General features: G+C 37.0%; 13 protein-coding genes, 2 tRNA genes and 2 rRNA genes (1 of these 17 cut by a window edge). All 17 read right to left on the bottom strand.

The features are described from left to right. Positions 1–1,108, bottom strand: a 23S ribosomal RNA gene (locus tag ACWPVF_RS00085); it reaches 1,794 nt to the left of the window's first position. Between the two features lie 125 nt (positions 1,109–1,233). Continuing rightward, positions 1,234–1,306, bottom strand: a tRNA-Ala gene (locus ACWPVF_RS00080). Between the two features lie 50 nt (positions 1,307–1,356). Next, positions 1,357–2,904 (bottom strand): 16S ribosomal RNA (locus ACWPVF_RS00075). The 16S and 23S rRNA genes sit together here with 2 tRNA genes alongside, the layout of an rRNA operon. Positions 2,905–3,131: 227 nt before the next feature. Then, a tRNA-Glu gene (locus ACWPVF_RS00070) sits at positions 3,132–3,203 on the bottom strand. 162 nt (positions 3,204–3,365) lie between these two features. Further along, positions 3,366–5,324, bottom strand: coding sequence for an ATP-dependent zinc metalloprotease FtsH (ftsH, locus tag ACWPVF_RS00065; RefSeq protein WP_045613234.1), 1,959 nt, complete (start codon positions 5,322–5,324; stop codon positions 3,366–3,368). 16 nt (positions 5,325–5,340) lie between these two features. Then, positions 5,341–5,883 carry a hypoxanthine phosphoribosyltransferase gene (gene hpt / locus ACWPVF_RS00060; RefSeq protein ID WP_006150551.1) on the bottom strand — a complete coding sequence of 181 codons (543 nt, stop codon included), beginning with the start codon at positions 5,881–5,883 and terminating at the stop codon, positions 5,341–5,343. Between the two features lie 4 nt (positions 5,884–5,887). After that, positions 5,888–7,165, bottom strand: coding sequence for a tRNA lysidine(34) synthetase TilS (gene tilS / locus ACWPVF_RS00055; protein ID WP_454383959.1), 1,278 nt, complete (start codon positions 7,163–7,165; stop codon positions 5,888–5,890). Further along, positions 7,162–8,430, bottom strand: coding sequence for a serine hydrolase (locus ACWPVF_RS00050; protein WP_454383957.1), 1,269 nt, complete (start codon positions 8,428–8,430; stop codon positions 7,162–7,164). The genes tilS and ACWPVF_RS00050 overlap by 4 nt, the downstream gene beginning before the upstream one ends. Beyond that, on the bottom strand, positions 8,423–8,545 hold the full coding sequence (locus tag ACWPVF_RS00045) for an SP_0009 family protein (RefSeq protein ID WP_269479226.1): 123 nt from the start codon (positions 8,543–8,545) through the stop codon (positions 8,423–8,425). Before ACWPVF_RS00045 ends, ACWPVF_RS00050 begins: the two co-directional genes overlap by 8 nt. A 6-nt stretch (positions 8,546–8,551) precedes the next feature. Further along, positions 8,552–8,920, bottom strand: coding sequence for a septum formation initiator family protein (locus ACWPVF_RS00040; protein WP_016466544.1), 369 nt, complete (start codon positions 8,918–8,920; stop codon positions 8,552–8,554). Continuing rightward, positions 8,913–9,179 carry an RNA-binding S4 domain-containing protein gene (locus ACWPVF_RS00035; protein ID WP_454383954.1) on the bottom strand — a complete coding sequence of 89 codons (267 nt, stop codon included), beginning with the start codon at positions 9,177–9,179 and terminating at the stop codon, positions 8,913–8,915. The genes ACWPVF_RS00040 and ACWPVF_RS00035 overlap by 8 nt, the downstream gene beginning before the upstream one ends. A 65-nt stretch (positions 9,180–9,244) precedes the next feature. After that, positions 9,245–12,748, bottom strand: coding sequence for a transcription-repair coupling factor (gene mfd / locus ACWPVF_RS00030; RefSeq protein WP_454385763.1), 3,504 nt, complete (start codon positions 12,746–12,748; stop codon positions 9,245–9,247). Next, complete coding sequence (gene pth / locus ACWPVF_RS00025) at positions 12,741–13,310, bottom strand: aminoacyl-tRNA hydrolase (RefSeq protein ID WP_454383952.1); 570 nt, start codon at positions 13,308–13,310, stop codon at positions 12,741–12,743. Before pth ends, mfd begins: the two co-directional genes overlap by 8 nt. A 72-nt stretch (positions 13,311–13,382) precedes the next feature. Beyond that, positions 13,383–14,498 carry a redox-regulated ATPase YchF gene (ychF, locus tag ACWPVF_RS00020; protein ID WP_454383950.1) on the bottom strand — a complete coding sequence of 372 codons (1,116 nt, stop codon included), beginning with the start codon at positions 14,496–14,498 and terminating at the stop codon, positions 13,383–13,385. 84 nt (positions 14,499–14,582) lie between these two features. Beyond that, the gene (locus ACWPVF_RS00015) at positions 14,583–14,777 is read right to left on the bottom strand and encodes a DUF951 domain-containing protein (RefSeq protein ID WP_454383948.1); all 195 of its coding nucleotides are present in this window, start codon (positions 14,775–14,777) and stop codon (positions 14,583–14,585) included. 66 nt (positions 14,778–14,843) lie between these two features. Beyond that, entirely contained in the window at positions 14,844–15,980 is a 1,137-nt protein-coding gene (gene dnaN, locus ACWPVF_RS00010; RefSeq protein ID WP_004250934.1) for a DNA polymerase III subunit beta, read from the bottom strand. A 158-nt stretch (positions 15,981–16,138) separates the two neighbouring features. Beyond that, the coding region (gene dnaA, locus ACWPVF_RS00005; protein ID WP_454383946.1) for a chromosomal replication initiator protein DnaA at positions 16,139–17,500 on the bottom strand (1,362 nt) is incomplete at its 5' end.

Raw genomic sequence — 17,500 nt, 5'->3', positions numbered from 1 at the left:
AGCTGCTTCTAAGCTAACATCCTAGTTGTCTGTGCAACCCCACATCCTTTTCCACTTAACAATTATTTTGGGACCTTAGCTGGTGGTCTGGGCTGTTTCCCTTTCGACTACGGATCTTAGCACTCGCAGTCTGACTGCCGACCATAATTCATTGGCATTCGGAGTTTATCTGAGATTGGTAATCCGGGATGGACCCCTCACCCAAACAGTGCTCTACCTCCAAGAATCTTTATGTCGACGCTAGCCCTAAAGCTATTTCGGAGAGAACCAGCTATCTCCAAGTTCGTTTGGAATTTCTCCGCTACCCACAAGTCATCCAAGCACTTTTCAACGTGCCCTGGTTCGGTCCTCCAGTGCGTCTTACCGCACCTTCAACCTGCTCATGGGTAGGTCACATGGTTTCGGGTCTACGACATGATACTAAAGCGCCCTATTCAGACTCGGTTTCCCTACGGCTCCGTCTCTTCAACTTAACCTCGCATCATATCGTAACTCGCCGGTTCATTCTACAAAAGGCACGCTCTCACCCATTAACGGGCTCGAACTTGTTGTAGGCACACGGTTTCAGGTTCTATTTCACTCCCCTCCCGGGGTGCTTTTCACCTTTCCCTCACGGTACTGGTTCACTATCGGTCACTAGGGAGTATTTAGGGTTGGGAGATGGTCCTCCCAGATTCCGACGGGATTTCACGTGTCCCGCCGTACTCAGGATACTGCTAGGTACAAAGACTATTTTGAATACGAGGCTCTCACTCTCTTTGGCTGATCTTCCCATATCATTCTTCTATAATCTTTGAGTCCACATTGCAGTCCTACAACCCCGAAGAGTAAACTCTTCGGTTTGCCCTCCTGCCGTTTCGCTCGCCGCTACTAAGGCAATCGCTTTTGCTTTCTCTTCCTGCAGCTACTTAGATGTTTCAGTTCACTGCGTCTTCCTCCTCATATCCTTAACAGATATGGGTAACAGGTAGTACCTGTTGGGTTCCCCCATTCGGAAATCCCTGGATCATCGCTTACTTACAGCTACCCAAGGCATATCGTCGTTTGTCACGTCCTTCTTCGGCTCCTAGTGCCAAGGCATCCACCGTGCGCCCTTATTAACTTAACCTTATTTTTTTGACCTTTCAGTCATAAACTCTTATTAATACTACAGCGTTTTCGGTTTATTTTCTTGTTACTATTTGATATAGATATTCAATTTTCAATGTGCATTACTTGGTGATCTCTCACCAATGGAGCCTAGCGGGATCGAACCGCTGACCTCCTGCGTGCAAAGCAGGCGCTCTCCCAGCTGAGCTAAGGCCCCACAAGACCTCTCAAGACTAAACAAGACCAATGTGCATTCCTTATCCTTAGAAAGGAGGTGATCCAGCCGCACCTTCCGATACGGCTACCTTGTTACGACTTCACCCCAATCATCTATCCCACCTTAGGCGGCTGGCTCCAAATGGTTACCTCACCGACTTCGGGTGTTACAAACTCTCGTGGTGTGACGGGCGGTGTGTACAAGGCCCGGGAACGTATTCACCGCGGCGTGCTGATCCGCGATTACTAGCGATTCCGACTTCATGTAGGCGAGTTGCAGCCTACAATCCGAACTGAGACTGGCTTTAAGAGATTAGCTTGCCGTCACCGACTTGCGACTCGTTGTACCAGCCATTGTAGCACGTGTGTAGCCCAGGTCATAAGGGGCATGATGATTTGACGTCATCCCCACCTTCCTCCGGTTTATTACCGGCAGTCTCGCTAGAGTGCCCAACTGAATGATGGCAACTAACAATAGGGGTTGCGCTCGTTGCGGGACTTAACCCAACATCTCACGACACGAGCTGACGACAACCATGCACCACCTGTCACCTCTGTCCCGAAGGAAAACTCTATCTCTAGAGCGGTCAGAGGGATGTCAAGACCTGGTAAGGTTCTTCGCGTTGCTTCGAATTAAACCACATGCTCCACCGCTTGTGCGGGCCCCCGTCAATTCCTTTGAGTTTCAACCTTGCGGTCGTACTCCCCAGGCGGAGTGCTTAATGCGTTAGCTACGGCACTAAACCCCGGAAAGGGTCTAACACCTAGCACTCATCGTTTACGGCGTGGACTACCAGGGTATCTAATCCTGTTTGCTCCCCACGCTTTCGAGCCTCAGCGTCAGTTACAAGCCAGAGAGCCGCTTTCGCCACCGGTGTTCCTCCATATATCTACGCATTTCACCGCTACACATGGAATTCCACTCTCCCCTCTTGCACTCAAGTTAAACAGTTTCCAAAGCGTACTATGGTTAAGCCACAGCCTTTAACTTCAGACTTATCTAACCGCCTGCGCTCGCTTTACGCCCAATAAATCCGGATAACGCTCGGGACCTACGTATTACCGCGGCTGCTGGCACGTAGTTAGCCGTCCCTTTCTGGTAAGATACCGTCACAGTGTGAACTTTCCACTCTCACACTCGTTCTTCTCTTACAACAGAGCTTTACGATCCGAAAACCTTCTTCACTCACGCGGCGTTGCTCGGTCAGACTTCCGTCCATTGCCGAAGATTCCCTACTGCTGCCTCCCGTAGGAGTCTGGGCCGTGTCTCAGTCCCAGTGTGGCCGATCACCCTCTCAGGTCGGCTATGTATCGTCGCCTTGGTGAGCCGTTACCCCACCAACTAGCTAATACAACGCAGGTCCATCTGGTAGTGGAGCAATTGCCCCTTTTAAACAGCTATCATGCAATAACTGTTGTCATGCGGTATTAGCTATCGTTTCCAATAGTTATCCCCCGCTACCAGGCAGGTTACCTACGCGTTACTCACCCGTTCGCAACTCATCCGCTCGGTGCAAGCACCAAGCTTCAGCGTTCTACTTGCATGTATTAGGCACGCCGCCAGCGTTCATCCTGAGCCAGGATCAAACTCTCATTAAAAGTTTGAGTTCTCACTCATTTCTGTCACTGACAGATTTATTGTTTTTTCATTGTTCAGTACTATAACCTTCAGTTATAGTGCCCTGCACATTGGTTCGTCTTGTTCAGTTTTCAAAGGTCTTTGTCGCGCTTGCGACAACTATATTAGTATATCACAGTCAGTTTTCTCTGTCAACAGGTTTTTTAACTTTTTTTAAATCCTATCAACCTTAACCGCGATACACCCATAGTCCGTACGGGATTCGAACCCGTGTTACCGCCGTGAAAAGGCGGTGTCTTAACCCCTTGACCAACGGACCTTGAGTTTTTCAACTCTTTCTATTATACCTACTTTTTAGCGCTTGTCAAGAACTTGAGATTATTTTTTCTGATATTTTTTACTATCTTTTCATAGATTGATTTTTATAATAAGAAAGAGAGGATATAATGTTACCCTCTCTTGTATCTAGTCTACTAATATTTTAGTTTTCTTCAGCCATTTTTGATTTGACTTCATCATATGATAGAGCACGTGATTCCTCCTCTACTGATTCAGGCATTTTCCCTGTTTCATAAAGAGATTTGATTTGTGTACTATCCAATGTTTCATATTTCAATAAGGCTTCCGCAATAAGTTTGTGTGTTTCTCGATTTGATTGAATAATTTCAGCAGCTTTATTGCGTGCCTCATTCAACAATGCACGAACTTCTTCATCAATTTCATAAGCTGTACGCTCTGAAATAGATTTTTGTGGAGATTGAGCACCAAACATTGCATGATTGCCCTCATATTGAACAGGTCCAAGCTTTTCACTCATACCATACTCAGTAACCATAGCACGCGCCATCTGTGTAGCTTGTTCAAAGTCGTTTGATGCACCTGTTGTTTGTACATTAAAGATAATTTCTTCAGCAACACGTCCACCCATCAAACCAGCTAATTGTTCTTTCATATCTTCTTTGGATAGTAGCATTTGATCTTCTTTTGGAAGAGCAATCATGTAACCACCCGCACGACCACGAGGAACGATTGTCACTTTATGCACTACACGTGCGTTTGATAGGACCAAACCAACAATAGTATGTCCTGCTTCGTGGTAGGCAACCATTTCACGTTCTTTTTGTGAAACAGTTTTATCTTTCTTAGATGGTCCAGCGATAACACGATCTTCTGCCTCATCAATATCAGAAGCATCAATCACTGATTTATTGCGACGAGCTGCAACTAAAGCTGCTTCGTTCAACACATTTTCCAAATCAGCCCCAACAAAGCCTGGAGTTTGTTGCGCCACCAACTTCAAGTCTACATCTTCTGCTAACGGTTTATTTCTAGCGTGGACTTTCAGAATCGCTTCGCGTCCCTTAACATCTGGACGACCTACTAACACTTTTCTGTCAAATCGTCCTGGACGGAGAAGGGCTGGATCAAGAACATCTGAACGGTTTGTTGCCGCAATAACGATAATTCCTTCATTTCCTTCAAAACCATCCATCTCAATCAAGAGTTGGTTCAAAGTTTGTTCACGTTCATCATTACCCCCACCAAGACCGACACCACGTTGGCGACCAACGGCATCGATTTCATCGATAAAGATAATAGCTGGTGCTGCTTTTTTAGCATCCTCAAAAAGTGAACGTACACGGCTTGCACCGACACCGACGAACATTTCTACGAAGTCAGAACCTGAAATACTAAAGAATGGTACGCCAGCTTCTCCTGCCACTGCTTTAGCTAGCAATGTTTTACCAGTTCCCGGAGGTCCTTCTAAGAGAACACCAGCCGGGATACGGGCACCTAATTTTGTAAAGCGTTTTGGATCTTTCAAAAATTCAACAACTTCAACAAGTTCTTGTTTTTCTTCTTCTGCTCCGGCTACATCTGAAAAGCGTACTTTGATATCTTCTTTATTAGCAGCCTTAGCTTTATTGCGTCCAAAGCTCATCGGATTACGTCCGCTATTTCCTCCCATATTTCCCATCATAGAAAATAGGAAGAAGAATAAAATGGCAAATGGTACTACTGAAACTAGGATATTGATCCACATACCACTTGAGCTTTCATGTTTCACTTCAATTTGTGTTTGGTGTTCCCCAGCTAATTTTTGCAAATCTGCTACAGTAGTATCCGATGGAAGAATAATACTTGTAAATTTTTCTACTTTTGTTGCAGATGGTGTGAAAAACTGAATACCTGTTTCCGGTTTTTCTGTTTTAGCAGTTTTATAGACACCAGACACTTCGATAACACTACCACTTGGTTGGTAGGTCATTTCTTTTACATTGTCATTAGTGATTTCCTGCACCAATTCTGAGTATTTAATTTGTTGACTATGTCCTGCAGCCCTTCCAGCAAAGAAGTACTGGAATCCCGTCACTAGCAAGAAAATCATCAACAAATAAAGAAATGGATTTTTTATAAAACCATTATTTTGCTTTTGCATTCAACAACTTACCCTTCTATTTTGAGTAAACTTCCTCTTTCAATACACCTACATAAGGAAGGTTACGATAATTTTCATTATAGTCTAAACCGTAGCCTACAACAAATTCATTTGGAATAGTAAAACATGTGTAGTCTGCTTCGATTTCTACAGTACGGCCTTCTGGTTTATCAAGCATTGTAACAATCTTAACAGATGCCGCTTCTCTAGCAGTAAACATATCTCTCAAACTTTTCAAAGTTTGACCAGTGTCGATAATATCTTCCACAAAAACAACATGTCTACCTTTAATATCTTGAGTTACATCTTGTTTGATATTGATAACACCGCTACTTACAGTACCTCCATGGTAACTGGAAACCATCATAAAATCCATTTCAAGATGAGTGTCGATATATTTAACTAATTCTGCCATGAAAGGAATAGATCCTTTTAGAATTCCAACTAAAATTGGATTTTTCCCTTCATAATCTTTTGTTAATTGAGCACCTAATTTCTTAGCAGCTTCTGTAATTTCATCTTGTGAAATCAAAATCTTCTTGATATCTTGTTCTAACATGATTTTACCTATCTATTTTTTCTATATAAAGTATAGTGTTCATTATATCATTTTTCATTTTTATACTCAAATCACTGAGTTCAATTCCTAAAATTGAACAAATTTGTCCGAATTGCTCAACGATAATAGCATTTCCCCGTTTTTCTGTAGGAATTTTTAAATCAATAAAAAGTCGTCTTAATTTTTTTCGATGACCATTTTTTATCAAATAATCACCTGGTTGTCGATGACGTAAAATCAATGATGTTTCACGAGAAACATTGATTTTTTGAATATTTTTACCTTCTAGAGGAATTCCAAATGAAAACAGATAACCTTCAAAATGAACTTGATTCTGATAGTCTAACACACACTTACTACTTTTTTCATCAGACTTTGGTCTGATTTTACAAATTTGAAAGTGTTGATATTCTTTTACAAGTTCATAACCATTTTTTAAATGATGATGATATTGACTTCTGGTCCTTAAAATATGATGGATTTCTTGAAACTGTTCTCTTGTAATATTTAAATCTGGAAAACTACTAAGATATTGTTGTAGTAAAACTCGCTGTGTTGCTTCTGAAAACGATAGAAATTGGGTTAAATCTTCTACATCAATCGTTTGAGAAAATTCAGCCAGAGCAATCTGATAATCTGATACTTCTTTCCCAAACTCTAAAAATGCCTTTTTTATCTGAGTATTTTCTGTTTCTAATTGTGGTAGATAGAGATTTCGAATACGATTGCGAAAATAGTGATTTTCTTTATTCGTTGCATCTTCAAAATGCTTGATTTCAGGAAAATCCTTCTTATAAAAAGATAGCAAAGGACGAATCAACTCTCCCTTATCAAACTCTTGTATTTCTTTGATGGCAGATAAGTGTTGTAACCTAACACCTCGAATTAATCGCATAAAAATTGTTTCAGCCTGATCATCTGCATGATGAGCTGTTACAAGAACTGTAGATGACGTTTTCGCCATTACCTTTCTAAAAAATTCATAGCGAAATTGACGAGCATTTGCTTCTGAAAAATTTCCAGTAAAACAAGCTACATAAATTGGAACTCCAACTTGTTCTGCCAGTTTTCTTAATTCATGTTCTTCAATATCTGATTCTGGTCGTTGTTTATGATTCACATGAGCTAAAAATAATTCAATCCCGAGTTCTTCTTGATAGGTTGAAAGAAGATGAAAGAGAAACATCGAATCCAACCCACCAGACAAGGCTAGCACAACGCTTGAATGTTTTTCAAAATAACCTTTTTCTAGAAAATGATTTAAAAAATCTCGGTCTCTCATTTTAGGACCTCGTAGACATCCTTAGCAATTTTAGAAATAGTATCATAATCAGAATTTTTGGTAAAGATTGAAATCACGAAAGGAGAATCTGTATAGACTACTGCCACATCATGTTTAAATTCATCTGCATCCCCAATTTTATGAGCTACCTTAGCAGAAATATTTTTAGCAATACGTTGATTATCAAAAGAAGTCTGTGATAGCGATTCTAAAACAAAACCATTTTGATTATAAATAGATTCCATAACTTGCCCAGCCATTTTAGCTGAAGCTAACTTATCATTTACATCCCATTCATTACCAGCAACCCTAGTCATCTCTTTTTTGAAGACGTCATCTGATTTATTGGTAATATAATAACCAAGAATATTATGAGCCACATTGTCAGATTCTTTCGCTGTTTTTGTAATTAAATCTTTGATAGTGTATTCTTTATTATCAGCTGTTTTAGAGAGACTTCCACTTCCTTCTGGTTTGTATGATCCAGGGAAATCATTAACTTCAGAAACATACTTTAATTTCGTGTCAAGTTGATAATCACCTTGATTAATTCTTTCCTGAACATAATAAAGATAAGGCAATTTCATAACACTAGCAGCGTACATTTTTTGATTTTCGTTAATCCCAGCTTCCTGACCTGTACTCAATTGTTTCACATAAATAGAAAACTGTTCATTTTGATAATTTGCAGATAGTAACTCTTGTACTTTCTGGATACGATTATCATCATTGGAAATATAATCCGTCGAAACCCAACCAGCTTGTTTGATATGTAAGAATTCACGACCTTCAGCAAAAACAGACATATCTGCTTCAACTTCTTGATAAGGTACTAACGTAGACTTTAATTCTTGTTGATCATAAGGACTATTATAGACAACAAATCCTGGTTCTAACCACACTCGTTTTGGGAAATTATTAACGATTGAACTATCGTATAAAAGTCGTTTATCAGCCATCACAAATTGATTATTAGACAATTTGAAAACAGGCTGTCCTTGTTTATTTAATCGCCATTCTAAAACAGACAATTTTGTTTCTGCATTGACTTTCCCTGATTCTTTAATCAAGTCTTCTGTAGAATAAACAGGTGTTTCACCATAAAATTTTGGAGATTCTATAATATCTTGATAATAAAAATGATACGAAGCATGGGTTAAGGAATAAACTTCTTGTTTTGGAATGATAACTGGATTCTCAGTGCTTACTACTTGAACACTTTTTAGGAAAATAGGAAGTAGTAATATCACTAAAAATTTACGCATTCTTTTTCCCCTCTTCTTCTTGTAGTCGTAACAGATGATTTTTTTGAGATAACTCATCCAATTTTTCATCTGATTGACTTAAAAATTGTTCAACAATCTCTAATAAATTTTCCATTTCACATTACCTAGGAAGCAAGTCCGGAATTGTATAAACTTCTTCCCATGTTTTTGAATAATAATATTTTGCTCGAGAATATTTAGCCGCATAGGATTCATCTTTTAGCTTAGTTGCTAAACTAGCTTCTTTATCCTTTTCATCGCTCAATTCCTGATATTGTTTTTTCAAATCAGTTAGTTGTTGGCGACGTGTTAGCAATTGTTGGTAACTTTGTGCTAAATTGTAAGTTGGTAAGATGAATAACAACATAATCAAAATCAAAACCCAACCCATAAAACGATTACGTTTTTGACGTTCTTCCATCATGTATTTACGTCGTTGGTGTTCATTTTGAATAAATGAATTATTCATTTGGACTATTTTTTTATACATCGCCTTCTACCCTTGTTTCACTGATAATTTCATACATTCTAGCTGCATCTTCTTTTTTTGTGCTATCTTTCATTTCGAGCACCTTTACAAGTAACAACTTATTTCCAAAGCGAATTTCAACCTGATCATTGACTTTTAAATCTGTTGAACTCTTAGCAAGGATTCCATTTACCTTAATTCGCCCTTTATCTGCAACTTCCTTAGCCACCGTACGGCGTTTAATAATTCGTGATACTTTTAAATATTTATCTAATCTCATCTTATAATACCTCAAATTATTATTGTACCATTTTTATCCCTTTTATAGAAGAAAAAAGGTAATTCCTAATGTAACTCTTTTGAATCTTTTATCTTCGCTAATGATTCTCCAAAGGTTAAGAGTCCTTCTAAAATCTCATAGTCTTTTTTATTTCGAATATCAAAAACAACTTCGATTAAACCTTGATTTTCAGAAATATTAGCCTTCAAATTTGTCTGAGAAAGAGCCTGGAAATAATCTTGGGTTAAAAATAGTTGTTTCGATATTTTTTCAAATTGAATGACTAGTTTATTATTTCTTCTTTCAACACGATTGACAAAAACTTTATCAAGATATGCTTTGGCTAATCCAATTTCTAAAAGATAAGCAACCACATCTGGATATTCTCCAAATCGGTCTATCAACTCATCTTGTAATTCTTCATAGTTGACACAGTTGTCAATCTGACGAATTCTCTTGTAAATTTCAATTTTATGGCGCTCATCTGATATGTAATCATCTGGAAGATAGGCATCAATTTGTAGAATTAACTCAGCATTTCCTTTTTCGCGTTTCTTATTCGTTCCATTTTTATTAGCAATAGCTTCTTCCAGTAACTGAGAATACAATTCAAAACCAACCGAATCAATAAAACCGGACTGCGAACTCCCTAAAAGGTTTCCGGCCCCACGAATGGATAAATCACGCATGGCAATTTTAAAACCAGAACCCAATTCTGTAAACCCTTTGATAGCTTCCAATCTCTTCTCTGAAACTTCTGTCAATGATTTATCTGGTCGGTACATGAGATAGGCATAAGCAATTCGGTTACTACGACCCACCCGACCTCTTAATTGATACAAGGTTGACAAACCCATATGATCTGCGTTTTCAATAAACAAGGTATTCGCATTTGGAATATCTACTCCTGTTTCGATAATTGTCGTAGTTACTAAAATGTCATATTCGCCTTCAATGAAATCAAGTAGTGTATTCTCCAAACGAATTTCACTCATTTGACCATGAACAAAACCAATAGAAGCTTCAGGAATCAGTTCTTGTAATTCTGAAACCTTCTTTTCAATCGTGTCAACTTTGTTGTAAAGATAGTAAACCTGACCACCACGATCGATTTCTCTCAACACAGCATCACGAATTACACGATTATTCTGTTCAAGAACATAGGTTTGAACAGGGTATCGATTGGTTGGAGGAGTTTCAATGACAGATAAATCTCGGATACCTAGCATAGACATATGAAGAGTTCGAGGAATTGGTGTAGCTGTCAAGGTTAAGACATCAACCTTCTTTTTTAATTCCTTGAGTGCTTCCTTATGCTTGACACCAAAACGTTGTTCTTCATCGATGATAATCAATCCTAAATCTGCAAATTCAACATCTTTAGACAAAACTCTATGAGTTCCTATCAAGATGTCCACTTGTCCTTTTTTCAATTTTTTAAGTGTTTCAGTCTGTTCTTTTTTACTTCTAAAGCGACTCAAAACATCTACGTTTACAGCAAATTGCTCAAATCTTTCCTTGAAATTACTGTAATGTTGCTGCGCAAGAACGGTAGTTGGTACTAAAACGACCACCTGTTTATGATCATTGACAGCTTTAAAAGCAGCTCGCATGGCAACTTCTGTCTTACCAAAACCAACATCTCCAACTAAGAGTCGATCCATTGGTTGAGGTGCTTGCATATCTTTTTTGATTTCTTCTATACTTCGAAGTTGATCTTCTGTTTCAACATAGGGAAAAGCCTCATCAAAAGCAACCTGGTCTTCGTCATCTTTTGAAAATGCATATCCTTTCAGTTGGCTCCTCTCAGCATACAGTTTAATTAAGTCATCCGCAATATCTTCAACTTGATTTTTAACTTTTTGCTTAGCTTTTTTAAAATGTCCATCATTTAACTTATTTAGCTTTGGAGCTTTTCCATCACTTGAAACATACTTAGATAAGGTTTGGATTTGTTCTACAGGAATAGAAATTCGATCTCCATTTTGATATTGGATACTCACATAATCTCGATGAATTCCTTTGATTTCAATCGTTTCGATTCCTAAATACTGCCCAATACCATGAATTTGATGAACGACGTAGTCTCCTTTTTGTAGCTCATTATAATCCTTTAACCGCTCAGCATTACTGATATTTTGTCTTCTATATTTACGCTTAATCTTCTTCTTAAAAATTTCATATTCAGTGATAAATACAAGATTTTCGTCTACAAAATGAAAGCCATGACGAAGATTTCCTTCAATAAGATTGACAGTTCCTTTACAGATTTCACTTCCATTACTATTATCAACCTGAATTTCGTATTCGTCTAAAATTGTTGATAGTTTTTTGAGTTCAGTTTTACTACTTGACTGAAGAATAATCGTATAATTTAATTTTTTATAACGTTCAATTTCCTCTTTCAAAAAAGAAAACTGATTGAAGAACTCTTGCATTGGATACTGATTAAATTGATAAAGATGATCAAATTTTAGATTTCCAAGACCTTTTTGAAAATTCGAAAAGAAAGTCACTGGTAAATATTTTTTGAATCGACTTTCTACGTCAGCAAAATATTGTAAACTTGATACTGCTTTACTATTATGTAAATTTTCTGTAAAGTAGCTAGCTGTTTCCTTATCGAAAATATTATACTGGTTCATGATTTTTTGATAATCATCAAAAATGAGAGGTACTTCTTGTAAATAATCTAACAGTGTCCATTGTTTTTTATAAAAAACAGACAAAAACTTGCGAATATCAGAATGGATACTCTGTTGCTTAGCACTACTATAGACTTCCTCTAGATATGACTTTAATGTAGGTGAAATAGTTTTATCAATCTCATGTTCTAAAAATTTCTGACCACGATGATAATCTTCATTCGTTAACAAAATATCACTAGCTGGATAGATTAGTACTTGAGTTTTACTATCTTTTGATAATTGAGTTTCAGTATCAAATTCTCTAATCCCATCTATTTCATCACCAAAAAATTCTATTCGGTAAGGAGATAGTTGTGAAGTTTCAAAGATATCTAAAATATCCCCTCGAAGACTAAATTCACCTTGACTTTGAACTTGAGTAACTTTTTTATAACCAAGTGAAATCAATTGATTTTTTAATTCTCTTTGTTCACACTCTTCGCTAACTTCAAGTTTTAACACACTGTTATCAAAGACTTGAGGATCTGGTAAGAATAAACGGCTAGCTGCCATGTTACAAACTAGTATTCCTTTTTGAGATTTATCTCTTAGAAAACGCAAGGCTTCAACTCTTGAAAAAATCTTTTCTTGAGACGATACTAAAAATTCTACCATTGGTGAATCATCTACTAAAAATGGATAAACCATATCAGTACCCAGGATAGAAATTAAATCATTTACTAGACGATCAGCTTCTCCATAAGTAGATGTCATTACTAAAATCTTGTTCTGATTTTTAACACTACTTGCAATAGCTAAAGACTTTGCTGAACCAGAGAGACCTAGTAGTAATTCCCTCTGCTTGAGAGATAAATGTTCACCCCATAATTGTATCTGCTTGTTCTCTAAAAAGAATTCGATTAATGACATTCCCTTACCCATTGTATTTCTGCATTGTTTTTTCAAAGTTTTTCTCTTGTAAATAATAATTTACAGCATCGTCAACCTTGTCAATAGACTGTAAAATACCTATATAGTCATCCTTGTCAAATTTACTCAAAACGTGGTGAACAACAGACATTCCTTTTTTAGGTCTACCGATACCAATCTTTACACGATTGAAAACCTGTGTACCAATATGTTGGATAATTGACTTGATACCATTATGACCGCCAGCTGATCCTTTAGCGCGAAGTCGAATTTTTCCTACTTCCATGTCAAGATCATCGTAAATAATCAGTAAATCTTCAATATCTAAACCATAGTAGGTTAATAAAGCATGAACTGCTTTCCCACTTTCATTCATAAAAGTTGTTGGTTTCACTAGATAAATTTTTTCACCATTAAGGAAAAATGAAGCTAACTCAGCTTGGAATATCTTATCGTGTGTAAAGGTGACATTCTGTTTTTTCGCTAGTTGATCAATCAGCATAAAGCCAACATTATGTTTGGTTTTAAAATATTTATCCCCTGGATTTCCCAATCCCACAAGTAATTTTGTCATTTATTTTTCCTTTCAAAAGCCAAAAGGGTTGGAATTTTTTTCCAACCTAATTGACACTATTATAAATGTTGATTATACGTTAAAGCGGAATTCCATGATGTCGCCATCTTGAACGACATAGTCTTTCCCTTCTTCACGCAAGCGTCCAGCTTCTTTTACAGCCTTTTCAGATCCGTATTTAATCAAATCATCATAAGACATAGTTACTGCACGAATAAATCCTTTTTCGAAATCAGAGTGAATGATACCAGCTGCTTGAGGAGCTTTCATACCACGTTTAAAGGTCCAAGCACGAACTTCTTTTTCACCAGCTGTGAAGTAAGTTCCAAGTCCTAATAGATGGTAAGCTGCACGAGTCAACTTGTCCACACCTGATTCTGTCAAACCAATTGCTTCAAGAAACTCTTTTTTATCTTCATCGTCTAACTCAGAAATTTCTTCTTCAGCACGCGCTGAAATAACCACTACCTCTGCATTTTCTGTTGCTGCGAATTCACGAATTTGCTTCACATAATCGATAGATTCTGGGTCTCCAACCACATCCTCATCAACGTTAGCTACATAAAGAACTGGTTTCGTGGTCAAGAGGAAAAGACCTTTGACAACCTTTTGCTCTTCATCTGTAAATTCAATAGTACGAGCTGATTTTCCATCTTCAAGAACTGGTTTAATCTTTTGAAGTACATTAAATTCTGCAACTGATTCCTTATCTTTTTGCGTACGTGCCATCTTTTCCACACGCGCATAGCGTTTATTCACAGATTCTAAGTCAGCAAGAATCAATTCTAGGTTAATAGTATCAATATCTGCTAATGGATCTACAAAAGCATCTTCACGCCCTTGCTCACGCATGACATTTTCATCATCAAAGGCACGAACTACATGGACAATGGCATCAACTTCACGGATATTGGCCAAGAATTTATTACCGAGACCTTCTCCTTTTGACGCACCTTTTACAATCCCTGCAATATCTGTAAATTCAAAGGTTGTTGGGACTGTCTTCTTAGGAGTAATCATTTCAGTCAATTTTTGGAGGCGTTCATCTGGAACTTCTACCATCCCAACGTTTGGGTCAATAGTTGCAAATGGATAGTTTGCAGCCTCTGCTCCTGCTTTTGTAATTGCATTAAATAGGGTTGATTTACCAACGTTTGGCAAACCCACGATACCTGCTGTTAAAGCCATAATTTCTCATTCTCCGTTCACATTTCAATCTTCAATATTATAACACAAAAAGGGAAAACTTGCTAACCCTCTAACTTCTTGCCTTTAGTCGATGATTTTACTCATTTTTCTTTCAAAATCATAACGACTCATCATGACAACATGGTCACAATTACTGCATTTTATCTTGATATCTGCACCTAAACGTGTGATTTCCCAACGATTCGCTTTTTTACCAGTGGACCTGATTGTACAAGCGTGTGGTTTTTTCATTTCAACAAAATTTCCAACTTGATACATAGTTAGTCTCCTTTTCTATTTTCGATTATATCATAAAAGAGGCGAGCTGAGCTCAACCTCTTTTCATTAATTTGTACGAACTGGAGTAATTAGTTGCATGAAATCTTCATCTGTATCAGCTGGTACCAAGGTAAATGGACGAACTGCTGAAATGAAGCTGATTGTTACCTTTTCACTATTCAAAGCTTTTAGTGCTTCAATCAAGTAAGTTGGGTTAAAGCTAATAGTTAAATCTTCACCAGATACACTTTCTGTATCGATTTCTTCGTTTACTTTACCAACTTCTGGAGAATTTACATGTGCTGTAACCACTCCTTGTTTGATTTCTAATTTTACAGTTCCATTTTGAGTAGCACTTGATAAAAGACGTGCACGTTCCATAGATTGACGTAGATTCACAACATCAAAAGTCACTGTCGTATTAAAATCTGTTGGAATCAGACGATCTGTATCAGGATAATTACCTTCTAAGAGACGTGTATAGAAGCTAATATTTTCGCTTCTAAAGAGAATTTGGTTGTTTGCGAAGAAAATCTCTACTGTTTCTATATCGTCCGTAAAAACAGCTGAAAATTCGCGTAGAGAGCGACTTGGAATCACCACATCAAAATTATCACTGTTTTTCTCAAGAGTTAATTTTTTCTGGCTGAGACGATGTGAGTCTGTTGCAACTGTTTTTAATTCTTGATGATTACTCAAAACAAAGTGAACACCAGTTAAGATAGGACGGCTTTCTTGAACACTTGCAGCAAATGCTGTTTCATTAATAATCTTCTTAAGAAGTTTTGTTTCAAGGACTAAAGGATTACTTGCAGCGATTTCCTGGATACGTGGATATTGTTCACTGTCTTTTCCTTTGAGGGTAATTTCTGATTTACCACTTGTTAATACAATCTGATGTTGTTCAATTTCTTTAAAATCAAGAGTCACATCTGGAAGACTTGATACTACATTGATAAAGAAAGAAGCTTCTAAAAGAATTGATCCTAAAGAGTTAATCAAAAGACCTGCATTTTCATCTTTTTGAGAAATGAAATTCTCAATTGAAATTTGACCATTTGATCCAATTAATGTAATTCCTTCGTTAGTCACATCAATTTTAATAGTTGATAAAACAGGAATAGCATTTTTTGAACTAATAGCACGTTTAGTAATATTTAATGATTGCAGGAATAAATTTTTATTAATAGAAAAATGAATCATGGAATCTCCTTTATTTATTTTTATTATTAGAAGGTTAATAGTAATAGTAGGCTGTGTGAAATCTGTGGAAAACCAAGTTTAGTTTAGAAAAATCAAGAAGTTATACTTGTTTAAAATTTGTTAATAAATCAGTAAAATTTTAAACACTTATCCACAAGTTATTTAATTTTCTTTTTGATGGTTTCGATTTCTATACGTAATTTATCATCAGTTTCAATCATAGATTTGATTTTTGCATGAGCATGAATGACGGTTGTATGATCTTTACCACCAAATTCTTTTCCGATTTTAGGAAGGCTATTATCAGTTAATTCTCTAGCTAGATACATAGCAACTTGGCGAGCTAGAACAATATTCTGAACACGTCTAGTTCCCTTCATCTCCTTAACGCTCACATCATAAAATTTTCCGACTTCCTCTTGGATTTTTTCAATCGGAATGACGATCATGGTGCTGACGCTTTGTTTTCGAGCACGTATAGCTTCAGATGCAATATCCACAGTTATAGTGTTGATTTGTTTGACTTTAGCCATAAGACTAATATCTTTGAGGGCACCTTCTAATTCACGTACATTTGAATCAAACTGGCCAGCCAAATATTCGATTGTGTCAGGTTGAAAATGATAATCTAAATCCTCTGTTTTACTATTTAGGATAGCGATACGAGTTTCGAAATCAGGTGGAGTAATATCCGTTGTTAATCCCCATGAGAAGCGCGTGACAAGTCGTTCAGGTAGATTTTCTAGTTGTTCTGGCCTACGGTCACTCGTTAAAACGATCTGTTTATTATTACTGTGAAGTTTGTTAAATGTATTGAAAAATTCATCCTGAGTTTGTACTTTATTTCCACTAAGAGATTGAATGTCATCAATAAGAAGGAGATCTAGACTTCGATAGGTTTTTTTAAAATTATCCATATCATTGAGTCTTAAATGATCTAAAAATTCATTAATAAAACTTTCAGCAGGAATATATTTTACACGCGCATTAGGATTTTTTTTGAGAATTTCATTACCCAGAGCATTGAGCAAGTGAGTTTTCCCTAGACCAGGTCCTCCATATATAAACAGAGGATTATAAGTTAGTCCAGGATCTTCCGAGACGGCTAAAGCAGCAGACTTAGCCCAAATATTTCCATCACCTTGGATAAAATTATCAAAAGTATAGATGTCTCTTAATCCTGTTTCTGAATAGGGTATAGATTTTTTAATTTCTTCCTGTTGATGATTACTGTTTTCAACATTGCTTGCTATATCGGAGGTATTAGAATCTTCTTTAGTCAATACATATTGAGCTTTTATTTCAGTGTCATAGATTTGAAAACCGACAGCTACAATAATATCATTGAGTTTTGTACTCCAAACCATTTCCATTTCAGATCTTGGCAAAAATATGGTAGCTACATTTCCCTCAACCTTTATTAATTCAGCAGGTGTTGCGTAGAAATCAAACATTGATCGTGTCAATCTCTCTTTAGCTAATTCTAAAATCTGATTCCAAAATTGTTTTTCTTTCAACAA

The organism is Streptococcus sp. Marseille-Q7087, assembly GCF_965111935.1.
Note: the sequence above shows the minus strand (reverse complement) of the source record. Positions and strands in the feature narration are given on the sequence as shown.

Bases quoted from the DNA above. Each gene is read 5' to 3' on its own strand.
- ftsH (WP_045613234.1), bottom strand. From the start codon at position 5,324: ATGCAAAAGCAAAATAATGGTTTTATAAAAAATCCATTTCTTTATTTG.
- hpt (WP_006150551.1), bottom strand. From the start codon at position 5,883: ATGTTAGAACAAGATATCAAGAAGATTTTGATTTCACAAGATGAAATT.
- tilS (WP_454383959.1), bottom strand. From the start codon at position 7,165: ATGAGAGACCGAGATTTTTTAAATCATTTTCTAGAAAAAGGTTATTTT.
- ACWPVF_RS00050 (WP_454383957.1), bottom strand. From the start codon at position 8,430: ATGCGTAAATTTTTAGTGATATTACTACTTCCTATTTTCCTAAAAAGT.
- ACWPVF_RS00045 (WP_269479226.1), bottom strand. From the start codon at position 8,545: ATGGAAAATTTATTAGAGATTGTTGAACAATTTTTAAGTCAATCAGAT.
- ACWPVF_RS00040 (WP_016466544.1), bottom strand. From the start codon at position 8,920: ATGTATAAAAAAATAGTCCAAATGAATAATTCATTTATTCAAAATGAA.
- ACWPVF_RS00035 (WP_454383954.1), bottom strand. From the start codon at position 9,179: ATGAGATTAGATAAATATTTAAAAGTATCACGAATTATTAAACGCCGT.
- mfd (WP_454385763.1), bottom strand. From the start codon at position 12,748: ATGGGTAAGGGAATGTCATTAATCGAATTCTTTTTAGAGAACAAGCAG.
- pth (WP_454383952.1), bottom strand. From the start codon at position 13,310: ATGACAAAATTACTTGTGGGATTGGGAAATCCAGGGGATAAATATTTT.
- ychF (WP_454383950.1), bottom strand. From the start codon at position 14,498: ATGGCTTTAACAGCAGGTATCGTGGGTTTGCCAAACGTTGGTAAATCA.
- ACWPVF_RS00015 (WP_454383948.1), bottom strand. From the start codon at position 14,777: ATGTATCAAGTTGGAAATTTTGTTGAAATGAAAAAACCACACGCTTGT.
- dnaN (WP_004250934.1), bottom strand. From the start codon at position 15,980: ATGATTCATTTTTCTATTAATAAAAATTTATTCCTGCAATCATTAAAT.